The organism is Hydrogenophaga sp. RWCD_12, from assembly GCF_046604225.1.
Classification (GTDB): domain Bacteria; phylum Pseudomonadota; class Gammaproteobacteria; order Burkholderiales; family Burkholderiaceae_C; genus Hydrogenophaga.
The window spans coordinates 1,390,348-1,412,509 of the sequence record NZ_JBKIXC010000001.1; the positions used below are offsets into that span (position 1 = coordinate 1,390,348).

Consider the following 22,162-nt stretch of genomic DNA (forward strand, 5'->3'; position numbering starts at 1 on the left):
CATACTTCTTATGCGTTTCTTCGATGTTCAGAAATCCGTCGCCACGCCACCCTCGGCCTTGCGGCGCGCCACAAAGGCGTCGAGCTCTTCTTCGATCGCCGGGTCCATCGGCGGGCGCTCATAGGCGGCGAGTTCGCGCTGCCAGACGGCGTTGGCCTTCTGGTAGGCGGTCGGGCTGCCGGCCTCCTGCCAGGTCTCGTAGTTGCGCCAGTCCGACAGGATCGGTGAATAGAAGGCGGTTTCGAAACGCTCCAGCGTGTGGGCGGTGCCAAAGTAGTGGCCGCCCGGGCCCACCTCGCGCACCGCGTCCATCGCCAGCCCGGCCGGGCTCACGTCCAGCGGCGTGAGGAACTCGGCCACCATCTGCAGCAGGTCGCAATCGAGGATGAACTTCTCGAACGAGCAGGTCAGGCCGCCCTCCATCCAGCCGGCCGAATGCATGATGAAGTTGCCGCCGCCCTGCACCAGCGCCCACAGCGAGAACACCGATTCGTAGGCCGCCTGCGCGTCGACCGTGTTGGCCGCGTTGACGTTGGAGGTGCGGTAGGGAATGCCGTACTTGCGGCACAGCTGTCCGCCGGCCAGCACCGCCTTCATGTACTCGGGCGTGCCGAAGGCGGGCGCACCGGTCTTCATGTCCACGTTGCTGGTGAAGCCGCCATACACCACCGGCGCGCCGGGGCGCACCAGCTGGGTGAAGGCAATGCCGGCCAGCGCCTCGGCGTTCTGCTGCGCCAGAGCGCCGGCGATCGTCACGGGCGCCATCGCGCCAGCGAGCGTGAACGGCGTGAGCATCACGATCTGGTTGCGCGAGGACATCTCGATGATGCCCTGCAACATGGGCGTGTCCAGCCGCAGCGGCGAGGAGCTGTTGATGATGGTGAACAGCGACGGCTCGCGCTCCATCTGCTCGGCGCTGATGCCGCGCGCGATGCGCGCGATCTCCAGCCCGTCGAGGTTGCGCGCCTGCCCCAGCGAGTAGGCGTGGAACGCCTTGTCGGTGAGCTTGGCGATGTCCGAGAGGCAGTCCAGATGGCGGACCGACGAATGCAGGTCGACCGGCTCCACCGGGTAGCCGCCGGTGCAGTGCACGATGTCGTACCGCTGCGCCAGCTTGACCATGTTGCGGAAGTCGACCTGGTTGCCGGCCCGGCGCCCGCCCTGCAGGTCGGAGCAGTTGGGCGGGCTCGCCACCTGGGCGAAGGCCAGGTTCCGGCCGCCGATGGCGATGTTGCGCTCGGGGTTGCGGGCGTGCAGCGTGAATTCGGAAGGACAGGTCTGGATCGCCTGCAGGATCAGCTCGCGCGGAATACGCACCCGCTCCGAGCCGGGGCGCACGTCGGCGCCGGCCTGGCGCAGGATCTCGCGCGCGCCCTCGTGCATGAAGTCCATGCCCATTTCTTCGAGGATCTGCAGCGAGGTCAGGTGGATCGCCTCCAGCTCGTCCTCGCTCACCACCGGCGTGGGCGGAAAGCGGTGCTGGAGCTGCCGGTAGCGTGCCGTGGAAGGCGCCGGTCGGGCGGCCCGCTCGGCGCGTCCGGGGCGGCGTCGGCTGGCAGGCGGCGGAGAGGACGCTTCGCTCATCTGGATTCCTCGGGTGGACCTTATGGCCTCTTCGGTAGGGCCTGGCTGCGGACGATTATGTCCACGCGCGGCCGCTGACGGACCTCTGAACAGATCGAGTTTTTCTCCGACTGAGGTATGAGTTATTCTCATGCCTCACACCCACGGCAATGATCAGACTTCCTTCCCTCAACGGCTTGCGGTTTTTTCTGGCGGCGGCACGCGCCGGCAGCTTCAGCGCCGCGGCGCAGCACCTGCACCTGACGCAGGGCGCGGTCAGCCGGCAGATCAAGGATCTGGAAGACGATCTGGGCGAGGCCCTGTTCCTGCGCGAGGCCCGGGGGCTGCGACTGACGACGGCCGGGCAACTGCTGATACAGCATGTGGAGGACGCCTTCGAGTCGCTGGAAACCGGCGTCGAGCAGGTGCACCAGATGCGCTCGCAGGGCCGCATCGAGCTGAGCGTCAATGTGCCCCAGACCTTCGGGACACGGTGGCTGGCACCCCGGCTGGGCGAGTTCACCAAGGCCCATCCCCTGATCACGCTCAATGTCAGCACCGAACCGGTCCAGCGCAAGCAAGACGCCAGCCGCTTCGACTGCCTGGTGATGTTCCTGGACCGGCCCTGGCAGTTCGGGCACTCGCAGATGCTGCGGCTGGAAGAACATGTCGCGGTGGCGAGCCCGGGCTGGTTCGAAGGCGGCAAGGCCCCCGACCTGGCCAGCACGCCGCGGCTGCTGCTCAAGAACGGCGCCCAGGACCTGCCGGTCTGGACCGACTGGCTGCTGGCCCAGGGCCTGGGTCACCCCAAGGCCTACGAACACACCGCCAAGGTCCGGTTCTCCAGCCTGGACCAGGCGATCAACGCGGCGGTCGCGGGCGCGGGCATCGCCATCGTCGACAAGGCCATGGTGGTCAACGAGCTGCGCCAGAAGCGGCTGCGCCTGCTGCCGCAGCGCAAGACCCAGGGCCCGTATGGCTACTGGTGGGTGCAGCTGACCCCGCGCCGCGCGGCCGCTGCCGAACAGTTCCACCGCTGGCTGACCAGCCAGTCCTGAAGGCCGGAGCCCGCTTGCTGCACAATCCGGGCACGGGTCGGGCAGGTGCAGATGCGGCATGGGATGGTCGCATCTGAAACAGAGCCCCAGGTCTTATCCACTTCTCCAGATGACAAGCAAGTCCGTTCCCCTGAGCAAAAACCTGGTCCAGCCGGTGGTTCCCGACCTGAAGGTCCGGGTCGCATTCCTGACGGTTCCCCAGTACACCCTGCTGGCCCTGACCTGTGCCATCGAGGCTCTGCGCATGGCCAACCGGGCCTGTGGTCAAACCGTGTACGAATGGGTGGTGGTGAGCCAGAGCGGCGAGCCGGTGCGGGCGAGTTGCGGGCAGTACCTGGAGCCCACCCAGAGCGTGGCGGCGATGCGCCAGCCCGACATGCTGTTCGTGTGCGGCGGCATCAATGTCACGCAGCAGTTCAACCCCGAGTTGCAAGTCATTCTGCGGCACCAGGCGCAACATGTTCCCATCGTGGGGTCGTTCTGCACCGGTGGATATCTGCTGGCCAAGTCGGGCTTGCTCGACGGCTACAAGGCCGTGATCCACTGGGAAAACGTGGCCGCACTCAAGGAGCTGTTCCCGAAGGTGCGTTTCCTGGACCAGGTCTATGTGCTTGACCGCGACCGCTACACCTGTGCGGGCGGCGTGGCGGCACTGGACATGATGTCGCACATCTTCCGAAAGCATTTCCGGCAGGACGTCGGCGCCATCATCTCGGAGCAGTTCATCCTGGAGCGGGTGCGCAACGAAAGCGACCGCCAGCATGTGCCCCTGCAGGCTCGGGTGGGCAAGTTCCACGAAAATCTCATCGAGGCGGCGGCCATCATGGAGGCCAACATCGAAGAGCCTCTGTCCATGGACGAGATATCCAAACTCGTCGGGGTCTCGCGCCGGCAGATGGAGCGCCTGTTCCAGCGCTACCTGGGCCAGGTGCCGACCAAGTACTACCTGGAGCTGCGTCTGCAACGTGCCCGCGAACTGCTGAACCAGACCTCGCTGTCGATCACCGAAATCGCGGTCATCTGCGGCTTCCTGTCGCCCCCGCATTTCTCCAAGTGCTACCGCAGTGTGTTCGGCCTCTCACCGAGTTCCGAACGCCGCCAGAACCTGTCCCCGGCCGGCGAGCCGCACTGAGCGGCCAACGGTCCTCAGCGGAAGACCACCGTGCGGTTGCCGTTGAGGAACACGCGCCGCTCGATGTGAAAACGCACCGCCGCCGACAGCGCGCGGCACTCCGAATCCCGGCCGGCTGCCGCCAGACGGGTGGGGTCGTAGCTGTGATCCACCCGTTCGACGATCTGTTCGATGATCGGCCCTTCGTCCAGGTCGGCGGTCACGTAGTGGGCCGTGGCGCCGGTGAGTTTGACGCCGCGTTCGTGCGCCTGGTGGTACGGGCGTGCGCCCTTGAAACCAGGCAGAAATGAGTGGTGGATGTTGATGGCGCGGCCCCGCAACTGGCGGCACAGGTCGTCCGAGAGGATCTGCATGTAACGCGCCAGCACCACCAGCTCCGACTGTGTCTCTTCCACGATTTCCAGCAGCCGCGCTTCCTGCTCGGCCTTGTTGGCCGGTGTCACGGGCAGCAGGATGTAGGGGATGCCGTGGGACTCGACCAGGGCCTGCATGTCCGGGTGGTTGGAGACCACTGCCGGAATCGTCATGTGCAGCTCGCCCCGGCGGTGGCGGTACAGCAGGTCGACCAGGCAGTGGTCGAACTTGGAGACCATCACCAGCACCCGGGCCGGCTTGTCTTCTTCGTAGATGGCCCACTCCATCTGCTCGCGCCGAGCGACCTCCATGAACTGCTCGCGCCAGCCGTTGACATCAGGGCTCTTGTGGACGTCACCGAAGAACACCGTGCGGACAAAGAACCGCCCACTGATGACGTCATCGAACTGGTGCATGTCCACGATGAAACCGTGGCGGGAAGCGAGGAAGGTGGATATCGCAGCCACCGTGCCCAGACGGCTGTCGCAGGTCGCGGTGAGGATGTAGATCTTCTTGCCTTCGAGCCGGGGGTCCATGGGGTTTCTCCGAGGGATGGTCAGTGGATGGGGGGCAGTGTAGTGAGGCAAGTGGATTCGGATTGTCTGGCGGCGACGCATGCCGCCACGGTGACGACGGCGCTTGTGAATGCCCCTGTTTTGGCGTGAAATCGGCAGGACTTGGCACCTGTCGTCCGACGACAAGGTCTGGTCGCTAATGCATCCACCCCGGCTGTGGCGGCCGCTTACGATTGCCCGAAACCGCACCACTGGCGCCCGGCGCGCCCCTGAGGATTGACCATGGCAGAAGAGTACGACGACGACCTTGACCTCAACACCCTCAACGACGAAGAGCTGACCGAACAGGTGCACGACGACCTGTACAACGGCCTGCGCGACGAGGTGGTTGAAGCGACCAACATTCTGCTGGGACGCGGCTGGTCGGCAGACCGGGTACTCAACGACGCCTTGGTCGAGGGCATGCGCATCGTCGGGGTCGACTTCAGGGACGGCATCCTGTTCGTTCCCGAAGTTCTGCTGGCGGCCAACGCGATGAAGGGCGGCATGGAAGTGCTGCGGCCCCTGCTGGCCGAAACCGGCATAGAACCGATTGGCAAGATGGTCATCGGCACCGTCAAGGGCGACATCCACGACATCGGCAAGAACCTGGTAGGCATGATGATGGAAGGTGCCGGTTTCGAGGTGATCGACATCGGCATCAACAACCCGGTCGAAAAATACCTGGAAGCCATCGAGCAGCACCAGCCGGACATCCTGGGCATGTCGGCGCTGCTGACCACCACCATGCCGTACATGAAGGTGGTGATCGACACCCTCAAGGAAAAGGGCCTGCGCGACGACTACATCGTGCTCGTCGGCGGCGCTCCCCTCAACGAGGAGTTCGGGAAAGCGGTGGGTGCCGACGCCTACTGCCGCGATGCCGGCGTGGCCGTGGAAACGGCCAAGACCCTGCTCGCCGCGCGGCGCGCGGCGGCCTGAGCCGCCTGGCGATGGGTGCAGGCCGGTCGTGAACAGGAACGCCTCCACCCTGGTGATCGCCTGCGGCGCGCTGGCCCACGAGATCACCGCCCTTCAGCGGATCAACCACTGGCCTCACCTGGCCGTGCAATGCCTGCCGGCCGACTGGCACAACACGCCGGACAAGATCACCCCGGGTGTGGCTACGCAAATCGCCAAGGCCCGCGCCGCCGGTTTCGAACACATCTTTGTCGCCTATGCCGACTGCGGCACGGGCGGCCGGCTGGACGCCCTGCTCGAGCGCGAAGGCGTGGAGCGCCTCCCCGGCGCCCACTGTTATGGCTTCTTCGCCGGAGACGCGCTGTTCGATGAGCTGAGCGAGGCCGCGATCGGCAGCTTCTACCTGACCGATTTCCTGCTGCGCCATTTCGACCGGCTGGTCATCCGGGGGCTTGGCCTGGACCGGCACCCGGAGTTGCTGCCGGTGTACTTCGGCAACTACACCCACCTGGTCTACCTGGCCCAGCGCGAGAGCAGCGATGGGCGTGTGCTGGGTGAAGCGGCGGCCCTGCGCCTGGGGCTGCAGTTCACCTACCGGCTCACCGGCTACGGCGAGCTGGAAACCGGATTGTTTCGCGCCGCGTCGGTGCACCAACCCGTTGAAGTGTTGACATGGCAAAACTGATCGTGATTTCGTGGCGCGACATCCCCTCGCAGGTGGTCGTCAAGGCAGGCAGACAGGCGGAGAAGATCCAGCTGTCCCATCGCTTCCAGGAGGCCATCGACCGCGCCGCCATGCGCGCCGGCAAATCCGGCTCCGACGCCTACCTGGCCGACTGGACGCGCTCGGCCCCCAGCGCCATCACCGGCGACCTCCAGGCCGCTGCACAAGCTTGCGCCCAGGAACTGGAGTCGCGCTACAGCGACGAAGACCTGCTGCGCCTGATCCGCGCCCACGGGCTGGAGCCAGGGTCGGTTCCTCCCTCCGAGCGCACGGCCCAGCCGGAAGCGGACCAGGCCTGAGCATTCACCACCACCCGGATCCAGACCATGTACCGTGTCCGCCTCTGGTCGGTGAAAAACGCCCGATCCCTCGAATGGTTCTACGACCGGTTCGAGAAGGTGCTGGTCGCCCTGCATCCGGTGTTCGAACGCGTGGGCTACCAGCGGCTCGAAGCGCCCGTGGCCCTGCTGGAGCGCTGGACCAAGGGTTTCCTGTTCGACTGCCAGATGTGCGGCCAGTGCGCGCTGAGTTCGACCGGCATGTCGTGTTCGATGAACTGCCCCAAGTCGATCCGCAACGGTCCCTGCGGCGGTGTGCGGGCCGATGGCCATTGCGAGGTCAAGCCCGAGATGCGCTGCGTCTGGGTCGAAGGTTTTGCGGGCAGCGAACGCATGCAGGGCGGCAAGGCCATTCGCGTGATCCAGATTGCGGTGGACCGGCGGCTCGAAGGACGCTCCTCATGGCTGAAGGTGGCCAGGGAAAAGGGGCAGTCCCGCGCGGCAGCCCGGCTGGCGAGCAAGGAGTCTTCGAATGCGCTTTGACGACGAGCCGGTCCCCGGCTATCCCCTGCCCATCCTGCCCGGCCACACCTCGCCCGGTCGTCTGGAGCGCGTTTTGCGCAGTGGCACCTTCGCTGTCACGGCCGAGATGGACCCGCCCGACTCCGCCGACCCCGACGAGGTGTTGCGCCGGGCGCGCCTGTTCGACGGTTGCGTGGATGCCATCAACGCCACCGACGGCAGCGGCGCCAATTGCCACATGTCCAGCCTGGCGGTGTGTGCGCTGCTGACCCGCGCCGGCTATGCCCCGGTGATGCAGATGTCGTGCCGCGACAAGAACCGCATCGCGATGCAGGGCGACATCCTGGGCGGTGCCGCCATGGGAGTCTGCAACCTGATGTGCCTGACCGGCGATGGCGTTCAGTCGGGCGACCACCCGCAGGCCAAGCCGGTGTTCGACCTGGACTGCATGTCGCTGCTGGAGATCGCGCGCACCATGCGCGACCAGCACCAGTTCCAGAGCGGCCGCAAGATCACGTTTGCGCCGCGCGTCTTCCTCGGCGCCGCCGCCAACCCGTTCGTGCCGCCGTTCGACTGGCGCGCCCAGCGCACCGCCAAGAAGGTCGCTGCGGGCGCCCAGTTCATCCAGACCCAGTACTGCTACGACGTGCCGCGGCTGCGCGAATACATGCGCGGCCTGGACGACCTGGGCTTGCTGGACAAGGTGTACATCCTGGTCGGCGTCGGGCCGTTGCGGTCGGCCAAGGTGGCCGAATGGATGCGGAGCAACGTTGCCGGCGTGCACATCCCGGACGAGGTGATCCGGCGGCTGGCGGGCGCGGAAAAGCCCGCGCTGGAGGGCCGGCAGATCTGCATCGACCTGATCCAGGAAGTTCGCGAGATCAAGGGGGTCAGTGGCGTGCACATCATGGCCTACCGGCAGGAAGACTCCGTGCCCGAGATCGTCGAGCGCTCGGGCGTCCTGGCCGGTCGCGTGCCCTGGTACCCCGGTCGCGACACCCCGTACAGCGTTTCGGCTTGATGCCATTCCTTTTCAGGTTTTTCAGGAGTTACCCGTGACCGATACCGTGATCAGTTCCGCCAGCAAAGAAGTCGTGATCGGCTTCGACCGGCCTTTCGTCATCATCGGCGAACGCATCAACCCGACCGGTCGCAAGATCATGGCCGCCGAAATGATCGCGGGTGACTTCAGCCGCGTGCAAAGCGATGCCCTGGCGCAGATCGCGGCCGGCGCGCATATGTTGGACGTTAACGCCGGCATTCCCCTGGCCGACGAGCCTGCGCTGCTCGCGCATTGCATCCAGCTGGTGCAGTCGCTGACCGATGTGCCGTTGTCGATCGACTCCTCCATCGTCGCCGCACTCGAAGCCGGTCTGAAGGTCTACAAAGGCAAGGCGCTGGTCAACTCGGTGACCGGCGAGGAAGACCGCCTGGAGACGGTGCTGCCCCTGGTCAAGAAGTACGGCGCAGCGGTGGTGGCAATCTCCAACGACGAAACCGGCATCTCCGAAGACCCCGATGTGCGCTTCGAGGTCGCCAGAAAAATCGTGCAGCGGGCCGCCGACCACGGCATCCCGGCGTGCGACGTGGTGGTGGACCCGCTGGTGATGCCGGTGGGCGCCATCAACACCGCCGGCGTGCAGGTGATGCGACTGGTGCACCGCCTGCGCACCGAGCTCAAGGTGAACACCACCTGCGGCGCGTCCAACGTCAGCTTCGGCCTGCCCGAGCGCAACGGCATCAATGCCGCCTTCCTGACCATGGCGATCGGTTCCGGCATGACCTCGGCCATCACCAACCCGATGCACGAAGAGGTGGTGCGCGCCGTGCTTGGTGCCGACGTGATGATGGGACACGACCCCGACTGCGCGCGCTGGATCCGCAAGTTCCGCCAGGACCCGCCGGCGGGTGCCGACGGTGCCCCCGGTCGCGGCCGTCGCGAGTCCAGCCGACGTCGTCCAACCTGACAACTTTTCCCATGAGTGAATCGAACGATGCACTGATCGTCTTCACGCCGTCCGGGCGACGGGGCCGCTTCAAGATCGGTACGCCGGTCTTGCAGGCCGCGCGGTCGCTCGGCGTGGACATCGACTCGGTCTGTGGCGGTCGCGGCATCTGCGGCCGCTGCCAGGTGGTGGTGTCGGAAGGCGAATTCCCCAAACACGGCCTGACCTCCAGCGCCGCCAGCCTGTGCGAGATCACGGAGGTGGAACGCGGATTCCAGGGTGAGCGCCCCCTGATCGAGGGTCGCCGGCTGTCCTGCCACGCCCGGCTACAGGGCGACGTCGTCATCGACGTGCCGCCGGACAGCCAGGTCCACAAGCAGGTGGTGCGCAAAGCAGCCGAAGCACACGATCTGGTGCTCAATCCGCTGGTCAGCCTGCACTATGTGGAGGTGCAGGAGCCCGACATGCACGATCCGTCGGGCGACCTGCGCCGGCTGGAAGACTCGCTGGAATTCGAATGGGGCCTGAGCGAGCTCAATTGCGACCTGAAGGTCATGCAGGCGTTGCAACCGGTGTTGCGCAAGGGCGGCTGGAAGGTCACCGTGGCGGTGCATGCCCGGCGGCGCATCATCGCGATCTGGCCCGGCCTGCAGAAACACCTTTATGGCATGGCGGTTGACGTGGGCTCGACCACCATCGCGGCGCACCTGTGCGATCTCGACACCGGCGAGGTGGTCGCCTCCGCCGGGGTGATGAACCCCCAGATCCGCTTTGGCGAGGACCTGATGAGCCGGGTCTCGTACGTGATGATGAACCCGGGCGGCGAGGTCGACATGACCCATGCGGTGCGCACGGCGCTCAACGAACTGGCGCGCGACGTGGCGTCCCAGGCCGGCATCATGGCGGGCGACATCCTGGAGGCAACGTTTGTCGGCAATCCCATCATGCACCACCTGCTGATGGGCATCAATCCGGTCGAGCTCGGCGGCGCGCCGTTTGCACTCGCGGTGGATCGCGCGATCGACGTGCGCGCCAGCGAGATCGGGCTGGACCTGCATCCGGGCGCCCGGGTCTATGTGCTGCCGTGCATCGCTGGCCATGTGGGCGGCGACACGGCCGGCATGATGCTCGCCGAGCGGCCCGACCTGACCGACAAGATCACGCTGCTGGTGGACGTGGGCACCAACGCCGAGATCGTGCTGGGCAACAACCAGCGCCTGCTGGCCTGTTCCAGCCCCACCGGACCGGCCTTCGAAGGCGCCCAGATCAGTTGCGGCCAGCGCGCCGCGCCGGGCGCGATCGAGCGCCTGCGCATCGACCCCGCCACTCTGGAGCCGCGCTTCAAGGTGATCGGCTGCGACCTCTGGTCCGACGAGGCGGGCTTCGAAGAAGCAACCCGCCAGACCGGCGTCACCGGCGTGTGCGGCTCCGGCATCATCGAAGCGCTGGCCGAGATGTACCTGGCCGGGGTGATTCGTCACGACGGCACCATCGACGGCGGCAAGGCGTCGATGAACCCCCGCATCCAGTCCGACGGCCGCACCTTCTGCTACGAGTTGCTGGGCGCCAGCGCCGACCGCCCTGCCCTGCGCATCATGCAGAACGACGTTCGCGCCATCCAGCTGGGCAAGGCCGCGCTCTACGCCGGGGTGCGCCTGCTGATGGAGCGCATGGGCATTCAGAAAGTGGACGTGATCCGGCTCGCAGGCGCTTTTGGCAGCCACATCGACGTGAAGTACGCGATGGTGCTGGGCCTGATTCCCGACTGTGACCTGGCCCACGTCAGTTCCGCGGGCAACGCGGCCGGCACGGGCGCGCGCATGGCCCTGCTGGACACCCAGGCCCGCACCGACATCCAGAACCTGGTGCGCCGGGTGGAGAAGATCGAGACCGCGGTCGAACCGCAGTTCCAGGCCTTCTTTGTCGAAGCCATGGCCATCCCGCACCTGAACGACCCGTTCACGGAACTGCAGAAGCAGGTGGACCTGCCGGAGCGGGTGGCGGTCGAAGCCAGCACCAAGAGCCGCCGCGGCCGGAGGGTCGCTTGACATTCTCCCCGTGCCGCCGCGCGGTGCCCCATGAAACAATCAGCGCTCAATCGATTTCGAACGCCCCCGCATGAGTCCCTCCCCCTCTACCAACCGCTTTTCCGATCTGCTGGCCTCCCGACCCTGGCTGCTCGCCGACGGTGCCACCGGCAGCAACCTGTTCGAGATGGGACTGGTGTCCGGTGATGCCCCCGAGCTCTGGAACGAGGAGCACCCTGACCGCATCGCCCGCCTGCACCAGAGCTTTGTCGATGCGGGCGCCGACATCATCCTCACCAACAGCTTTGGCGGTACCCGCTACCGACTGAAGCTGCACCAGGCGCAGGACCGGGTGCACGAGCTCAATGCCAAGGCCGCCCGGATCGCGCGGTCGGTAGCCGACGCGGCGGGACGTCCCGTCGCGGTCGCCGGCAGCATGGGCCCGACAGGTGAAATCATGGTGCCCGTCGGCAACCTGAGCGCAGAGGATGCCCAGGCCGCCTTTGCCGAGCAGGCCCGGGCGCTGGCCGACGGAGGTGTGGATGTGCTGTGGATCGAGACCATGTCGTCTCGCGAAGAGGTGGAAGCGGCGGTAGCCGGCGCCGCCACCGTCGGGCTGCCCATCGTCGTCACGGTCAGTTTCGACACCAACGGCCGGACCATGATGGGCCTGTCGGCGCAAGACTTGGCCCAGATCGAGAAGTCCTCGCCCCACAAGCTCGCCGCCTGCGGCACCAACTGCGGTGTAGGTGCGTCGGAAGTGGTGGCCTGCATCCACAACCTGGCCGAGGCCGCAGGCCCCGACGTGGTGCTGGTCGCCAAAGGCAACTGCGGCATTCCGCAGTTCGTGGGCGGCAGCATCTGCTACAACGGCACGCCCGAGCTGATGGCGCTGTACGCCCGCATGGCCTACGACGCCGGGGCCCGCATCATCGGAGGCTGCTGCGGCACCTCACCCAGGCACCTGGCGGCGATGCACCAGGCCCTGCTGTCCCACACGCGCCAGCCTTCGCCGACGCTGGAACAGATCGTGGCGGGACTGGGCGAGGTATCGACCGGTGCCCGGGCCCAGTGGGCCGGACAACAGAGCCGCGAAGCCGGTGCCGCGCCGGGTGCCAACCTGCAGCGCGGTGCGGGCCGGCGACGCAAATGATCACCGCCGCCCCCCGGATGACCACCGTCGCCGCCGGCGGCGCCGAATGCTGAGAGGTTCAAGCCCATGCAACACTTTTCCATCTGGTCGCTGCTGCGCAACGGCATGTCCTACCACGAGGGCTGGGAGCGCCAGTGGCGCTCGCCCGAGCCGAAGCGCGAGTACGACGCGGTGGTGGTCGGCGCGGGCGGGCACGGCCTGGCCACCGCCTACTACATGGCCAAGGAACACGGCATGCGCAACATCGCCGTGGTCGAACGCGGCTGGCTGGGCGGCGGCAACACCGCGCGCAACACCACCATCGTGCGCTCCAACTACCTCTGGGACGAGGCGACCGCACTGTATGAAAAAGCCATGGTGCTGTGGGAAGGGCTGTCGCAGGACCTTAACTACAACGTCATGTTCAGCCAGCGCGGCGTGATGAACCTGGGCCACACCCTGCAGGACATGCGCGACATCGAGCGCCGGGTCAACGCCAACCGCCTCAACGGCGTGGACGCCGAGGTCGTAACGCCGGCCCAGATCAAGGAGATGATTCCGTTCATCAACCTGAACACGCGCTATCCGGTGCTGGGCGCCTCGCTGCAGCGCCGCGCCGGCGTGGCCCGTCACGACGCGGTGGCCTGGGGATTTGCCCGCGCCGCCGATGCACTGGGCGTGGACATCATCCAGAACTGCGAGGTCACCGGCATCCGCCGCGAGGACGGCGCGGTGACGGGTATCGATACCGCGCGCGGCTTCATCAAGACCAAGAAGGTCGCGGTGGTCGCGGCGGGCCATTCGAGCGTGATCGCCGGCATGGCCGACATCCGCCTGCCGATCGAGAGCCACCCCCTGCAGGCGCTGGTGTCCGAGCCGCTCAAGCCGATCTTTCCCAACGTGGTCATGAGCAACGCCATCCACGCCTACATCAGCCAGTCCGACAAGGGTGACCTGGTCATCGGCGCCGGCATCGACGCCTACAACGGCTACGGCCAGCGCGGCAGCTTCCAGACCATCGAGCACACGCTGCAGGCCATCATCGAGATGTTCCCGATCTTCTCGCGCGTGCGCATGAACCGCCAGTGGGGCGGCATCGTCGATGTCTCGCCCGACGCCTGTCCGATCATCGGCCTGACCCCCGTCAAGGGCCTCTACATCAACTGCGGCTGGGGCACCGGCGGCTTCAAGGCCACGCCCGGCTCGGGCTGGGTCATGGCCCACACCGTGGCCCAGGACCGCCCGCACGCGCTCAACGCCGCGTTCTCGCTCGACCGGTTCAGCACCGGCCACCTGATCGACGAACACGGCGCCGCCGCCGTGGCGCACTGAACGATCAATTAAAGACCACAGGACAACGCGCATGTTGATCATTGAATGTCCCTACTGCGGCGAGCGCGCCGAGACCGAATTCAGCTGCGGCGGCGAGGGCGGCATCGCCCGGCCGCTGAACACCGAAAACATGACCGACGAACAGTGGGGCGACTACGTCTTCATGCGCAAGAACCCCAAGGGCCTGCACCACGAGCAGTGGAACCACGCCACCGGCTGCCGCCGCTGGTTCAACGTGCTGCGCGACACCGTCAGCTACCGCATCGTGGCGGTGTGGAAGGTCGGTGAGGCGCCGCCGCCCGAAGCCCAGGCATGGTTCGACAAGAACCGGCAGGGAGCGCAAGCATGACTCAGCAGTCCAAACGCCTGGGCAGCGGCGGGCGCATCGACCGAAGCCAGCGAATCCGCTTCCAGTTCAACGGCAAGGATTTCGAAGGCTTTGCCGGCGACACCCTCGCCTCGGCACTGCTCGCGCAAGGCGTTCGCCTGGTGGCGCGCAGCTGGAAATACCACCGACCGCGCGGCATCCTCAGCGCCGGGGTGGAAGAACCCAACGCGCTGGTGCAGCTGTTCGAAGGCGGTCGCACCGTGCCCAACGCGCGCATGACCGAGGTACCGCTGGTGTCCGGTCTGAAAGCGCGCCCGATCCACGCCGAGCCCGGCATCGACTTCGACTGGCGTGCGGTCAACAACTGGTTTTCGCGCTTCCTGCCTGCGGGCTTCTATTACAAGACGTTCATGGCCTCACAAAAGGCCTGGCACTTTTTCGAACACCACATCCGCAAGGCCAGCGGCCTGGGCGAGTCACCCACCGACACCGACCCTGACCGCTACGAACGGCGGTTTGATCACTGCGACGTGCTCATCGCCGGCGCCGGCCTCAGCGGCCTCAGCGCCGCGCTCGCGGCAGCCCAGAGTGGTGCGCGGGTCGTGCTGGCGGACGAACAGAACGAAATGGGCGGGTGGCTGCTGTCGAGCGACACCTCAATCAACGGAGTCCCCGCCGCGCAGTGGCTGCAGGACACCCTGGCCACCCTGCGCAGCCTGCCCGAGGTGCGCCTGATGCCCCGCACCACTGTGTTTGGCTACCAGGACCACAACCTGCTCACCCTGGCCGAGCGCTGCACCGACCACCTGACACCTGACAGCGCCCCGCCCCACGCACCGCGGGAACGGCTGTGGAAGGTGCGGGCCAGGCAGGTGGTGCTCGCCACCGGTGCGCACGAGCGGCCGCTGGTGTTCGCCAACAACGACCTGCCAGGCGTGATGCTCGCCTCCGCCGTCACCACCTACATCCGCCGGTATGCGGTCTTGCCAGGCCAGAAGGCCGTCGTGTTCACCAACAACGACATGGCCTACGACGCCGCGGTCGCGCTGCACAAGGCCGGTGCCCACGTGCAGGTCGTCGACGCACGCAGTGACGTCAGCGGTGACCTCAGCGCTCGCGCCAAAGAGCTTGGCATCGAGATCCTGGCCGGACACGTGGTGGTGCAGGCCAACGGCAGCGTCTCCGTGAACTCGGTCCAGGTGCATGCGCTGATGTCCGATGGCTCGCTGGGCCAGGCTTCGGCCCCGCTGACGTGTGACCTGCTGGCAGTCTCGGGCGGTTTCAGCCCGGTCATCCACCTGTTCTGCCAGTCGGGCGCCAAAGCGGTGTGGAACGACCAGAGCGCCTGCTTCGTGCCGGGCGCCTCGTTGCAGGCCGAGCGGTCGGCCGGCGCCTGCCGTGAGCCGATGAATATGGCGTCCTGTGCACTGGACGGCTGGCGTGCCGGCGCTGACGCGGTGCAGCTGGCAGGGTTCGCTGCGACCCAAGGCGCCGCGCCACAGCTGCTGGCCATCGACACCGGGAGCTTGCGTCCGCTGTGGGAGGTGCCGCACCCGGCGGGCACCAGCCGTGCGCCCAAGAAGTTCGTCGACTTCCAGAACGACGTGGCGGCCAGCGACATCCACCTGGCGGTGCGCGAAGGTTTCGAGTCGATCGAGCACGTCAAGCGCTACACCGCGATGGGCTTTGGCACCGACCAGGGCAAGACCAGCAACATCAACGGCATGGGCATCGCGGCGCAGCTGCTGGGCAAGTCGATTCCCGAGGTGGGCACCACCACCTTCCGGCCCAACTACACGCCGGTCACATTCGGTCTGCTGGCCGGCGGAGAGCTGGGCGACCTGTTCGATCCGATCCGCACCACCGCCATCCACGACTGGCACACCGCGCACGGCGCGCTGTTTGAAGACGTGGGGCAATGGAAGCGGCCCTGGTACTACCCGCAATCGGGCGAAGACCTGCACGCGGCCGTGCGCCGCGAATGCCTGGCAGTGCGCAACGCAGTGGGCACCCTGGACGCGTCGACCCTGGGCAAGATCGATATCCAGGGCCCCGATGCCTCGGTGCTGCTCAACTGGATGTACACCAACGCCTGGAGCAAGCTCGAAGTGGGCAAGTGCCGCTACGGCCTGATGCTCGACGAGAACGGCATGGTGTTCGACGACGGCGTGACCGTGCGCCTGGGCGAGAACCACTACCTGATGCACACCACCTCGGGCGGCGCGGCGCGGGTGCTGTCCTGGCTGGAACGCTGGCTGCAGACCGAGTGGCCGCACCTCAAGATCTACCTGACCAGCGTCACCGACCACTGGGCCACCACGGTGGTGGCCGGGCCGAAGGCGCGCGCGGTGCTGGAGAAGATCTGCCGCGATGTGAACTTCGATGAAGCCGCCTTCCCGTTCATGAGCTACCGCGAAGGCACGGTGGCCGGTGTAGCGGCGCGCATCATGCGCATCAGCTTCTCGGGCGAACTCAGCTACGAGGTCAACGTACCTGCCAGCCAAGGCCTGGCGGTCTGGGAAACGATCCAGGCGGCGGGCGCCGAATTCGGCATCACGCCCTACGGCACCGAGAGCATGCACGTGCTGCGGGCCGAGAAGGGATACATCATCGTTGGCCAGGACACCGACGGGTCGATGTCGCCGGTCGACCTGGGCATGGGCGGCATGGTCGCCAAGACCAAGGACTTCCTGGGCAAGCGCTCCCTCAGCCGCAGCGACACCGTGCGCACCGATCGCAAGCAGCTGGTCGGCTTGCGCACGACCGACCCGCAGCTGGTCCTGCCCGAAGGCGCGCAGATCACGGACACCGAGTTCAAAGGGCAGACGCCCCACCCCATGCTCGGGCACGTGACCTCCAGCTACATGAGCCCGATCCTCGGCCACTCCATCGCGATGGCGGTGGTCAAGGGCGGACACCACCGCATGGGCGACACCGTGGTGATTCCGCTGCGCGATGGCCGCAACGTCACCGCCACCATCTGCAGCACCGTCTTCTTCGACCCGCAATCGGAGCGCCAGCATGCCTGAGACCCTGACCCGCAAGGCCCACCAGATGCCGCCGCCCGCCGTTGTCGCAACGGGCCAGCCGCTGCTGGCCCGCCAGACCATCGTTGGCCTGCTGAACCTGCGTGGGAACCCGGAAGATGCCGCCTTCCTGGCGGCGGTGGAGCAGGCCCTGGGCATGCAGCCACCGCTGGTCGCCTGCACCACCATCACCGTTGGTGACCTGCGCATCATCTGGACAGGTCCCGACGAATGGCTGGTGGTGGCCCCCCACGGCCAGGAAGCGGCACTCGCGGCCAGGCTTCGCACGGCCCTGGCCGGACAGCATTGCGCCGTCACCGATGTCAGCAGCGGCTTCTTTCAGGTCGGCCTCTGTGGGCCCCGGGTGCGCGACACCCTCGCCCAGGGTTGTCCGATGGACCTCCACCCCCGCGCTTTCCCGGCCCATCGTGCGGTCGGCACACATTTCTACAAGGTCGGACTGACGCTGTGGCTGACTGCGGAACACGACCGGTTCCAGATGCTGGTGCGCCGCAGCTTCATCGACCACTTCTGGCAATTGATCGACCACGCCAGCCTGGAAAGCGGTCGCACCGACTTCTGATGCGCCTCCAGGTGCTCCGGTCGGTCGAGATCTCCGTCGGGCCTTGATGCCGTCAAGGAAAGAGTCGGTTTGGTTGCCCGGTCTCGGGCTCACTTCCGAGTCTTGTTCACGCACAATGCAATAGCCGAACGATCACACCCACGGCGGTAGCCACCTCATGGGCGACCTTCTCTGGTTACAGACCGAACGCTCCACCGCCTCCGTGAGCTCTCAGGTCAAGCGTCCAGGTTCATGCAGGGAAGTTGGGGCCACAAGCTGGTAGTATTTCTGCACCCCGTCGGTGCCGCCGTGTTTGCGATGTTGTTGGTGCTCAGGCCTTCGGTCGAGTTCGGCTAGCTTCTTCCCACCGCTTGATTTTTATGGAACAAGGTCGGTGGCCGACCCGGGTTCGTATTGAGGTTCGCCACCTGTCAATTCGCAGGTCCCTGGTTCGAGTTCTGGTCGGGGGCCAAAACTCGAGAAGCACTTAGGTCATCAGATCTAAGTGCATTTTTCTTTGGTCTTCTGGTCGTGAGCTGAGTCCATGCCGTTCCAGTCACTCTTCGCTTCTAGGCTCGCCCTCACTGCTTTCTGGGGCGCTTGTGCGACCGTGGGCCTGCTGTCGCTCACCCCTGTGGAGAACCTGCCGTCCCAGATCTTCGACATCTGGGACAAGGCCCAACACGCGGCAGGCTTCGCCGCACTGGCGTTTATCGGCCGGGTGGCCTATCCACTGCGCCTGCGGCGACTGCTCATCGGACTGCTGTTCTATGGAGCGCTGATCGAATTGGCCCAGTCAGCCACAGGTTGGCGATACGGCGATGCCAACGACTGGCTGGCCGATGCGGTCGGCATCGTGATCGGCGTGGGATTGTTCCAGCTGCTTTTTCCGGTGATCCCGCAACAGACAGGCGACGCACAATAGGTGCATGTCCACCACGCCCACGTTTGGTCAGAAACTGCCCTGGTTGGAGCCGGGAGACCGGTTTCCGTCCGTTGAACAGGCGTGGGGAGAGCAGGCGCCTGCACCAGGGCTGCTCGCGGCCGGTGGTGACCTCTCGGTGGCGTCCCTGACCGACGCATACCGCCACGGCATTTTTCCCTGGTATGGCGCAGGCCAGCCAATCCTCTGGTGGAGCACCGATCCACGCATGGTGTTGCGGCCGCAAGCGTTCAGGTTTCATCGCTCGCTCAGAAAAAGCATCCAGAAGCTGCGGTCGGACCAGCGCCTCGACATTCGCTTCGACCACGATTTCGAGCGTGTGATCCGGGCGTGCGCCAACGCTTCACGCAAGGGCCAGAGTGGGACCTGGATCCTCCCGGCCATGGTCCAGGCCTACATTCGCCTGCACAAGGCGGGCTTCGCACACAGCGTGGAAACCTGGGTCGACGGTGAACTGGTGGGCGGGCTGTATTGCGTGAACGTCGGTGCCATGGTGTTCGGCGAGTCCATGTTCAGCCTGCGCAGCGACGCATCCAAGATGGCGCTCTCCGCGCTGGTGGCTTTCTGCCTGGCGTCTGGCATCCCTTTGATCGACTGCCAGCAGGACACACCGCACCTGACCTCCATGGGGGCGAGCCTGATGCCCCGCCACGCCTTCTGTGAACACCTGCGCCAGACCGTCGCCCATCGGCCACCTGCGTGGAAGTTCGAGCCCGTATACTGGAATCAACTCATCCCCGACGACGACGCCAGAGCGTGACGCACCTCAAAGAACTTCCGCTGCAGGCGTTGCAGTTCTACGCCACAGCGCCCTACCCCTGCAGCTATCTCGCGGGCCACCTTGCGCGCTCCCAGGTGGCGACCCCCAGTCACCTGATCCACAACGATGCGTATTCGGATCTGGTGACCATGGGCTTTCGGCGCAGTGGCATGTTCACCTACCGACCGCACTGCGACGGCTGCCAGGCCTGTGTTCCCTTGCGCATCCCGGTCCACGGCTTTGTACCCACGCGCAGCCAGCGGCGGGCCCGCCAGCGCCACGCAACGCTGGAAACACGGGTGCTCGGCCTGTGCTTTGTCCCCGAACACTACGAGCTGTACCTGCGTTACCAGAACAGCCGGCATTCGGGCGGCGGAATGGACCAGGACAGCATTGACCAATACAGCCAGTTCCTGCTGCAAAGCAGGGTCAACTCGCGGCTGGTGGAGTTCCGCGAACCATCCAGGAACGGCGAGCCACCACGGCTGGTCATGGTCTCCATTGTCGATGTGCTTAGCGACGGCTTGTCTGCCGTGTATACCTTCTATGCACCCGACGACGCAGGCGCCAGCTACGGTACGTATTGCATCCTCTGGCAGATTGAGCAGGCACGTCTGCTCGGGCTCTCGCATGTGTACCTCGGCTACTGGATCGCCCAGAGCCCGAAGATGAGCTACAAGGCGGCGTTCGGGCCGCATGAGGTGTTGCGCGACAGTGTGTGGACGCCGGGAATGTGATTTCATCTCGTAAAATAGCCGCAAACTGATTGCGGCCATGACAAAACGATCCGATTCCCTGCCCACCACCCCAACCGTCCAGGTCATTGAACGCATGTTCAACCTCCTGGAGGTCCTCGCTTCAAGAGAAGAACCGGTCTCTCTGAAGGAAATCAGTGAAAAGACCGGTCTGCACCCCTCGACCGCCCACCGCATTCTCAACGACCTGACCATCGGGCGTTTTGTGGACCGCCCCGAGGCTGGCAGCTACCGTCTTGGCATGCGGCTGCTGGAACTGGGAAATCTTGTCAAGGCCCGTCTGAGCGTGCGTGACGCCGCGCTCTCGCCCATGCGGGAACTGCACAAACTGATCCAGCAACCCGTCAACCTGAGCGTGCGCCAGGGCGACGAGATCGTCTATGTCGAGCGCGCTTACAGCGAACGGTCCGGCATGCAGGTCGTTCGCGCCATTGGAGGTCGCGCTCCGTTGCACCTGACCTCCGTCGGCAAACTGTTCCTCGCGGCCGATGAACCCCAGCGCGTGCGCGCCTACGCCACCCGTACCGGGCTGGCAGGCAATACACGCAACAGCCTGACTCAGTTGGCAACGCTGGAGCGTGAGCTCCAGCAATGCCGTCAGGCAGGACTCGCACGCGACAACGAAGAACTTGAACTGGGCGTGCGTTGCATGGCTGCAGGGATTTACGACGACCAGTGCAAGCTGGTGGCCGGCCTATCCATCTCGGCCCCGGCAGATCGCATCGACGAGAACTGGGTGCCCAAGCTGCGCACCACCGCTGCAGAGATATCCATTGCGCTGGGATGTCCCAGAGGATTTGCAGCCCAGCCAGCGGCTCCACGCTGAGCTGGTAATGGAAAACGGCCCCCATGGGCCGTTTTTATTATGGAATGCAATGGGCTTGGCGGAAAACTCAACCTTGGGGCCGAACAGCAGCCTGCTGGTGAGGGCTCTGCACTTCCACCCAGCGCTTGACCCGTTCGGCATCCTGGGCACGTCCCAACTTGCCGGTGGCGTCCAGAAACACCATGATCAGCTGGCGACCGGCCACCCGGGCCTGCATCACAAGGCATCGGCCTGCCTCGCTGATGTAGCCGGTCTTCTGAAGCCCGATGTCCCATTCAGGGTCCCTGATCAGCCCATTGGAATTGCGGAACTCCAGGGTACGGGTTCCCAGATCCAGTTGATGGCTGGGTGACGTCGACAGGCTTCTCAGAATCGGGCGGTGGTAAGCCACCGACACCAGCGTCGCCAGATCGCGTGCGCTGGATTGGTTCTGGCTAGAAAGGCCGGTGGGATCCACATAGTGGGTGTCGCGCATGCCGATTTCCCTGGCCTTCGCATTCATCATGCGGACAAACTGGTCCAGTCCACCAGGATAGGTGCGGCCCAGCGCATGGGCCGCACGGTTCTCACTGGACATCAGCGCCAGATGCATCATTTCGCGGCGGGTGAGCGTGGTGCCCACCGCCAGACGCGATCGGCTGCCCTTGAGGGTATCGATGTCGTCGGACGAAATCGTGATCTGTTCGTCCAGGGGCAGGTTCGCATCGGTCACCACCAAACCGGTCATGAGCTTGGTCAGAGAAGCAATCGGCAGCACCGCCGCATCGTTCTTGCTGAACAGCACTTCATTGGTTTGCTGGTCTACCACCAGCGCCACACTGGAATTCAGATCCAGTGGGTCATTGGCAGAACGCAGGCCCATGCGCTCGCCGTTGGACGAGCGAGGTTCGACAGCCATGGCCTGCATCACGGGAGCAGCCCGGTGGTGAGCCACCAGACGCATTGCACTGCGGTCCGCCCTGGTTTTCGCGACAGGCACATCGCGCGTGGCGTTGCGCGATTTTGCCAATCGGGTGGATGCTTTGTTTCCAGACTGGCGGGCGAGCTTGTCGGTCTCGCGACGGGCCTTGGCCGACACGGCGTTGGACCTCCGCGAATCCTTGGTCTTGGCGACGGCAGAAACGTCGCGGCTCTTCTTGCGAACCACCAACTGAGGTTGCGCCTTGCGACCAGTCTTTGCCGAGTTCTTCTCCCGCGCTTGCACTGCCACCGGAAGCGCCAGCGACGCAAGGATCACGACCGTTGCAAAACCTTGCAAGATTGTGAAAAAGCGTACACGGGGGAAACTCATTGACTCAACTCCAGAAAACAGCGTTTGATGCAGTGAAGTATAGGTCGATGCAAAATAACTAGCAATATCAAACGTTTGTAAAGCTTTCCTCAGTGAACGCCGGAACAACCCCAAAAAGAAGGTGCAAT

The 22,162-nt window shown here is 65.5% G+C and carries 21 protein-coding genes; 18 read left to right on the forward strand and 3 right to left on the reverse strand.

All coding sequences use genetic code 11. The features are described from left to right. Positions 1-27: 27 nt before the first annotated feature. Positions 28-1,584 carry a trimethylamine methyltransferase family protein gene (locus ACLIJ1_RS06365; protein WP_411364628.1) on the reverse strand — a complete coding sequence of 519 codons (1,557 nt, stop codon included), beginning with the start codon at positions 1,582-1,584 and terminating at the stop codon, positions 28-30. A 149-nt stretch (positions 1,585-1,733) separates the two neighbouring features. Here ACLIJ1_RS06365 and ACLIJ1_RS06370 point away from each other — a divergent pair, with 149 nt between their 5' ends. Both ACLIJ1_RS06370 and ACLIJ1_RS06375 read left to right on the forward strand, forming a co-directional pair. Next, complete coding sequence (locus ACLIJ1_RS06370; RefSeq protein ID WP_411364629.1) at positions 1,734-2,621, forward strand: LysR family transcriptional regulator; 888 nt, start codon at positions 1,734-1,736, stop codon at positions 2,619-2,621. Between the two features lie 109 nt (positions 2,622-2,730). Beyond that, positions 2,731-3,753, forward strand: a complete 1,023-nt coding sequence (locus ACLIJ1_RS06375; protein ID WP_411364630.1) for a GlxA family transcriptional regulator — start codon at positions 2,731-2,733, stop codon at positions 3,751-3,753. A 14-nt stretch (positions 3,754-3,767) separates the two neighbouring features. Here ACLIJ1_RS06375 and purU read toward each other — a convergent pair whose 3' ends face one another. Continuing rightward, a complete protein-coding gene (gene purU / locus ACLIJ1_RS06380) occupies positions 3,768-4,643 on the reverse strand; it encodes a formyltetrahydrofolate deformylase (RefSeq protein WP_411364631.1) in 876 nt (291 codons plus the stop codon). Positions 4,644-4,904: 261 nt separating this feature from the next. Here purU and ACLIJ1_RS06385 point away from each other — a divergent pair, with 261 nt between their 5' ends. The 16 genes from ACLIJ1_RS06385 to ACLIJ1_RS06460 all read left to right on the forward strand — a co-directional run bounded on the left by ACLIJ1_RS06385 (position 4,905) and on the right by ACLIJ1_RS06460 (position 20,743). Further along, positions 4,905-5,603, forward strand: coding sequence for a corrinoid protein (locus ACLIJ1_RS06385; RefSeq protein ID WP_411364632.1), 699 nt, complete (start codon positions 4,905-4,907; stop codon positions 5,601-5,603). A gap of 28 nt (positions 5,604-5,631) precedes the next feature. Continuing rightward, positions 5,632-6,267, forward strand: a complete 636-nt coding sequence (locus tag ACLIJ1_RS06390; RefSeq protein WP_411364633.1) for a DUF1638 domain-containing protein — start codon at positions 5,632-5,634, stop codon at positions 6,265-6,267. Next, entirely contained in the window at positions 6,255-6,605 is a 351-nt protein-coding gene (locus tag ACLIJ1_RS06395; RefSeq protein WP_411364634.1) for a virulence factor, read from the forward strand. The genes ACLIJ1_RS06390 and ACLIJ1_RS06395 overlap by 13 nt, the downstream gene beginning before the upstream one ends. 27 nt (positions 6,606-6,632) lie before the next feature. Further along, complete coding sequence (locus tag ACLIJ1_RS06400) at positions 6,633-7,127, forward strand: methylenetetrahydrofolate reductase C-terminal domain-containing protein (RefSeq protein WP_411364635.1); 495 nt, start codon at positions 6,633-6,635, stop codon at positions 7,125-7,127. Then, positions 7,117-8,127 carry a methylenetetrahydrofolate reductase gene (locus ACLIJ1_RS06405; protein WP_411364636.1) on the forward strand — a complete coding sequence of 337 codons (1,011 nt, stop codon included), beginning with the start codon at positions 7,117-7,119 and terminating at the stop codon, positions 8,125-8,127. Before ACLIJ1_RS06400 ends, ACLIJ1_RS06405 begins: the two co-directional genes overlap by 11 nt. A 34-nt stretch (positions 8,128-8,161) precedes the next feature. Continuing rightward, a complete protein-coding gene (locus tag ACLIJ1_RS06410; protein WP_411364637.1) occupies positions 8,162-9,073 on the forward strand; it encodes a dihydropteroate synthase in 912 nt (303 codons plus the stop codon). Between the two features lie 11 nt (positions 9,074-9,084). Next, complete coding sequence (locus ACLIJ1_RS06415) at positions 9,085-11,100, forward strand: ASKHA domain-containing protein (RefSeq protein ID WP_411364638.1); 2,016 nt, start codon at positions 9,085-9,087, stop codon at positions 11,098-11,100. A gap of 70 nt (positions 11,101-11,170) precedes the next feature. Then, positions 11,171-12,232 carry a betaine--homocysteine S-methyltransferase gene (gene bmt / locus ACLIJ1_RS06420; RefSeq protein WP_411364639.1) on the forward strand — a complete coding sequence of 354 codons (1,062 nt, stop codon included), beginning with the start codon at positions 11,171-11,173 and terminating at the stop codon, positions 12,230-12,232. A gap of 66 nt (positions 12,233-12,298) precedes the next feature. Continuing rightward, positions 12,299-13,543 (forward strand): sarcosine oxidase subunit beta family protein, encoded by a 1,245-nt coding sequence (locus ACLIJ1_RS06425; RefSeq protein WP_411364640.1) that lies wholly within the window; start codon positions 12,299-12,301, stop codon positions 13,541-13,543. A 31-nt stretch (positions 13,544-13,574) separates the two neighbouring features. Continuing rightward, the gene (locus ACLIJ1_RS06430; RefSeq protein WP_411364641.1) at positions 13,575-13,892 is read left to right on the forward strand and encodes a sarcosine oxidase subunit delta; all 318 of its coding nucleotides are present in this window, start codon (positions 13,575-13,577) and stop codon (positions 13,890-13,892) included. After that, positions 13,889-16,900, forward strand: a complete 3,012-nt coding sequence (locus tag ACLIJ1_RS06435; protein WP_411364642.1) for a sarcosine oxidase subunit alpha family protein — start codon at positions 13,889-13,891, stop codon at positions 16,898-16,900. The genes ACLIJ1_RS06430 and ACLIJ1_RS06435 overlap by 4 nt, the downstream gene beginning before the upstream one ends. Then, on the forward strand, positions 16,893-17,480 hold the full coding sequence (locus tag ACLIJ1_RS06440; protein WP_411364643.1) for a sarcosine oxidase subunit gamma: 588 nt from the start codon (positions 16,893-16,895) through the stop codon (positions 17,478-17,480). The genes ACLIJ1_RS06435 and ACLIJ1_RS06440 overlap by 8 nt, the downstream gene beginning before the upstream one ends. Positions 17,481-18,069: 589 nt before the next feature. Further along, complete coding sequence (locus ACLIJ1_RS06445) at positions 18,070-18,384, forward strand: VanZ family protein (protein ID WP_411364644.1); 315 nt, start codon at positions 18,070-18,072, stop codon at positions 18,382-18,384. Between the two features lie 4 nt (positions 18,385-18,388). Next, a complete protein-coding gene (gene aat, locus ACLIJ1_RS06450) occupies positions 18,389-19,162 on the forward strand; it encodes a leucyl/phenylalanyl-tRNA--protein transferase (RefSeq protein ID WP_411364645.1) in 774 nt (257 codons plus the stop codon). Beyond that, positions 19,159-19,899 carry an arginyltransferase gene (locus ACLIJ1_RS06455; RefSeq protein WP_411364646.1) on the forward strand — a complete coding sequence of 247 codons (741 nt, stop codon included), beginning with the start codon at positions 19,159-19,161 and terminating at the stop codon, positions 19,897-19,899. The genes aat and ACLIJ1_RS06455 overlap by 4 nt, the downstream gene beginning before the upstream one ends. A gap of 37 nt (positions 19,900-19,936) precedes the next feature. Then, entirely contained in the window at positions 19,937-20,743 is an 807-nt protein-coding gene (locus ACLIJ1_RS06460) for an IclR family transcriptional regulator (RefSeq protein WP_411364647.1), read from the forward strand. 67 nt (positions 20,744-20,810) lie between these two features. Here the strand turns inward: ACLIJ1_RS06460 and pbpG are convergent, their stop codons facing one another. After that, positions 20,811-22,034, reverse strand: a complete 1,224-nt coding sequence (gene pbpG, locus ACLIJ1_RS06465) for a D-alanyl-D-alanine endopeptidase (protein ID WP_411364648.1) — start codon at positions 22,032-22,034, stop codon at positions 20,811-20,813. Positions 22,035-22,162: the final 128 nt, after the last annotated feature.

Excerpts from the sequence above, each read along its gene's own strand:
- ACLIJ1_RS06440 (WP_411364643.1), top strand. The coding sequence starts at position 16,893 with ATGCCTGAGACCCTGACCCGCAAGGCCCACCAGATGCCGCCGCCCGCC.
- ACLIJ1_RS06370 (WP_411364629.1), top strand. The coding sequence starts at position 1,734 with ATGATCAGACTTCCTTCCCTCAACGGCTTGCGGTTTTTTCTGGCGGCG.
- ACLIJ1_RS06460 (WP_411364647.1), top strand. The coding sequence starts at position 19,937 with ATGACAAAACGATCCGATTCCCTGCCCACCACCCCAACCGTCCAGGTC.
- ACLIJ1_RS06375 (WP_411364630.1), top strand. The coding sequence starts at position 2,731 with ATGACAAGCAAGTCCGTTCCCCTGAGCAAAAACCTGGTCCAGCCGGTG.
- ACLIJ1_RS06425 (WP_411364640.1), top strand. The coding sequence starts at position 12,299 with ATGCAACACTTTTCCATCTGGTCGCTGCTGCGCAACGGCATGTCCTAC.
- ACLIJ1_RS06365 (WP_411364628.1), bottom strand. The coding sequence starts at position 1,584 with ATGAGCGAAGCGTCCTCTCCGCCGCCTGCCAGCCGACGCCGCCCCGGA.
- ACLIJ1_RS06400 (WP_411364635.1), top strand. The coding sequence starts at position 6,633 with ATGTACCGTGTCCGCCTCTGGTCGGTGAAAAACGCCCGATCCCTCGAA.
- ACLIJ1_RS06435 (WP_411364642.1), top strand. The coding sequence starts at position 13,889 with ATGACTCAGCAGTCCAAACGCCTGGGCAGCGGCGGGCGCATCGACCGA.
- ACLIJ1_RS06405 (WP_411364636.1), top strand. The coding sequence starts at position 7,117 with ATGCGCTTTGACGACGAGCCGGTCCCCGGCTATCCCCTGCCCATCCTG.
- ACLIJ1_RS06385 (WP_411364632.1), top strand. The coding sequence starts at position 4,905 with ATGGCAGAAGAGTACGACGACGACCTTGACCTCAACACCCTCAACGAC.
- purU (WP_411364631.1), bottom strand. The coding sequence starts at position 4,643 with ATGGACCCCCGGCTCGAAGGCAAGAAGATCTACATCCTCACCGCGACC.
- ACLIJ1_RS06430 (WP_411364641.1), top strand. The coding sequence starts at position 13,575 with ATGTTGATCATTGAATGTCCCTACTGCGGCGAGCGCGCCGAGACCGAA.
- bmt (WP_411364639.1), top strand. The coding sequence starts at position 11,171 with ATGAGTCCCTCCCCCTCTACCAACCGCTTTTCCGATCTGCTGGCCTCC.
- ACLIJ1_RS06415 (WP_411364638.1), top strand. The coding sequence starts at position 9,085 with ATGAGTGAATCGAACGATGCACTGATCGTCTTCACGCCGTCCGGGCGA.
- pbpG (WP_411364648.1), bottom strand. The coding sequence starts at position 22,034 with ATGAGTTTCCCCCGTGTACGCTTTTTCACAATCTTGCAAGGTTTTGCA.
- aat (WP_411364645.1), top strand. The coding sequence starts at position 18,389 with ATGTCCACCACGCCCACGTTTGGTCAGAAACTGCCCTGGTTGGAGCCG.
- ACLIJ1_RS06395 (WP_411364634.1), top strand. The coding sequence starts at position 6,255 with ATGGCAAAACTGATCGTGATTTCGTGGCGCGACATCCCCTCGCAGGTG.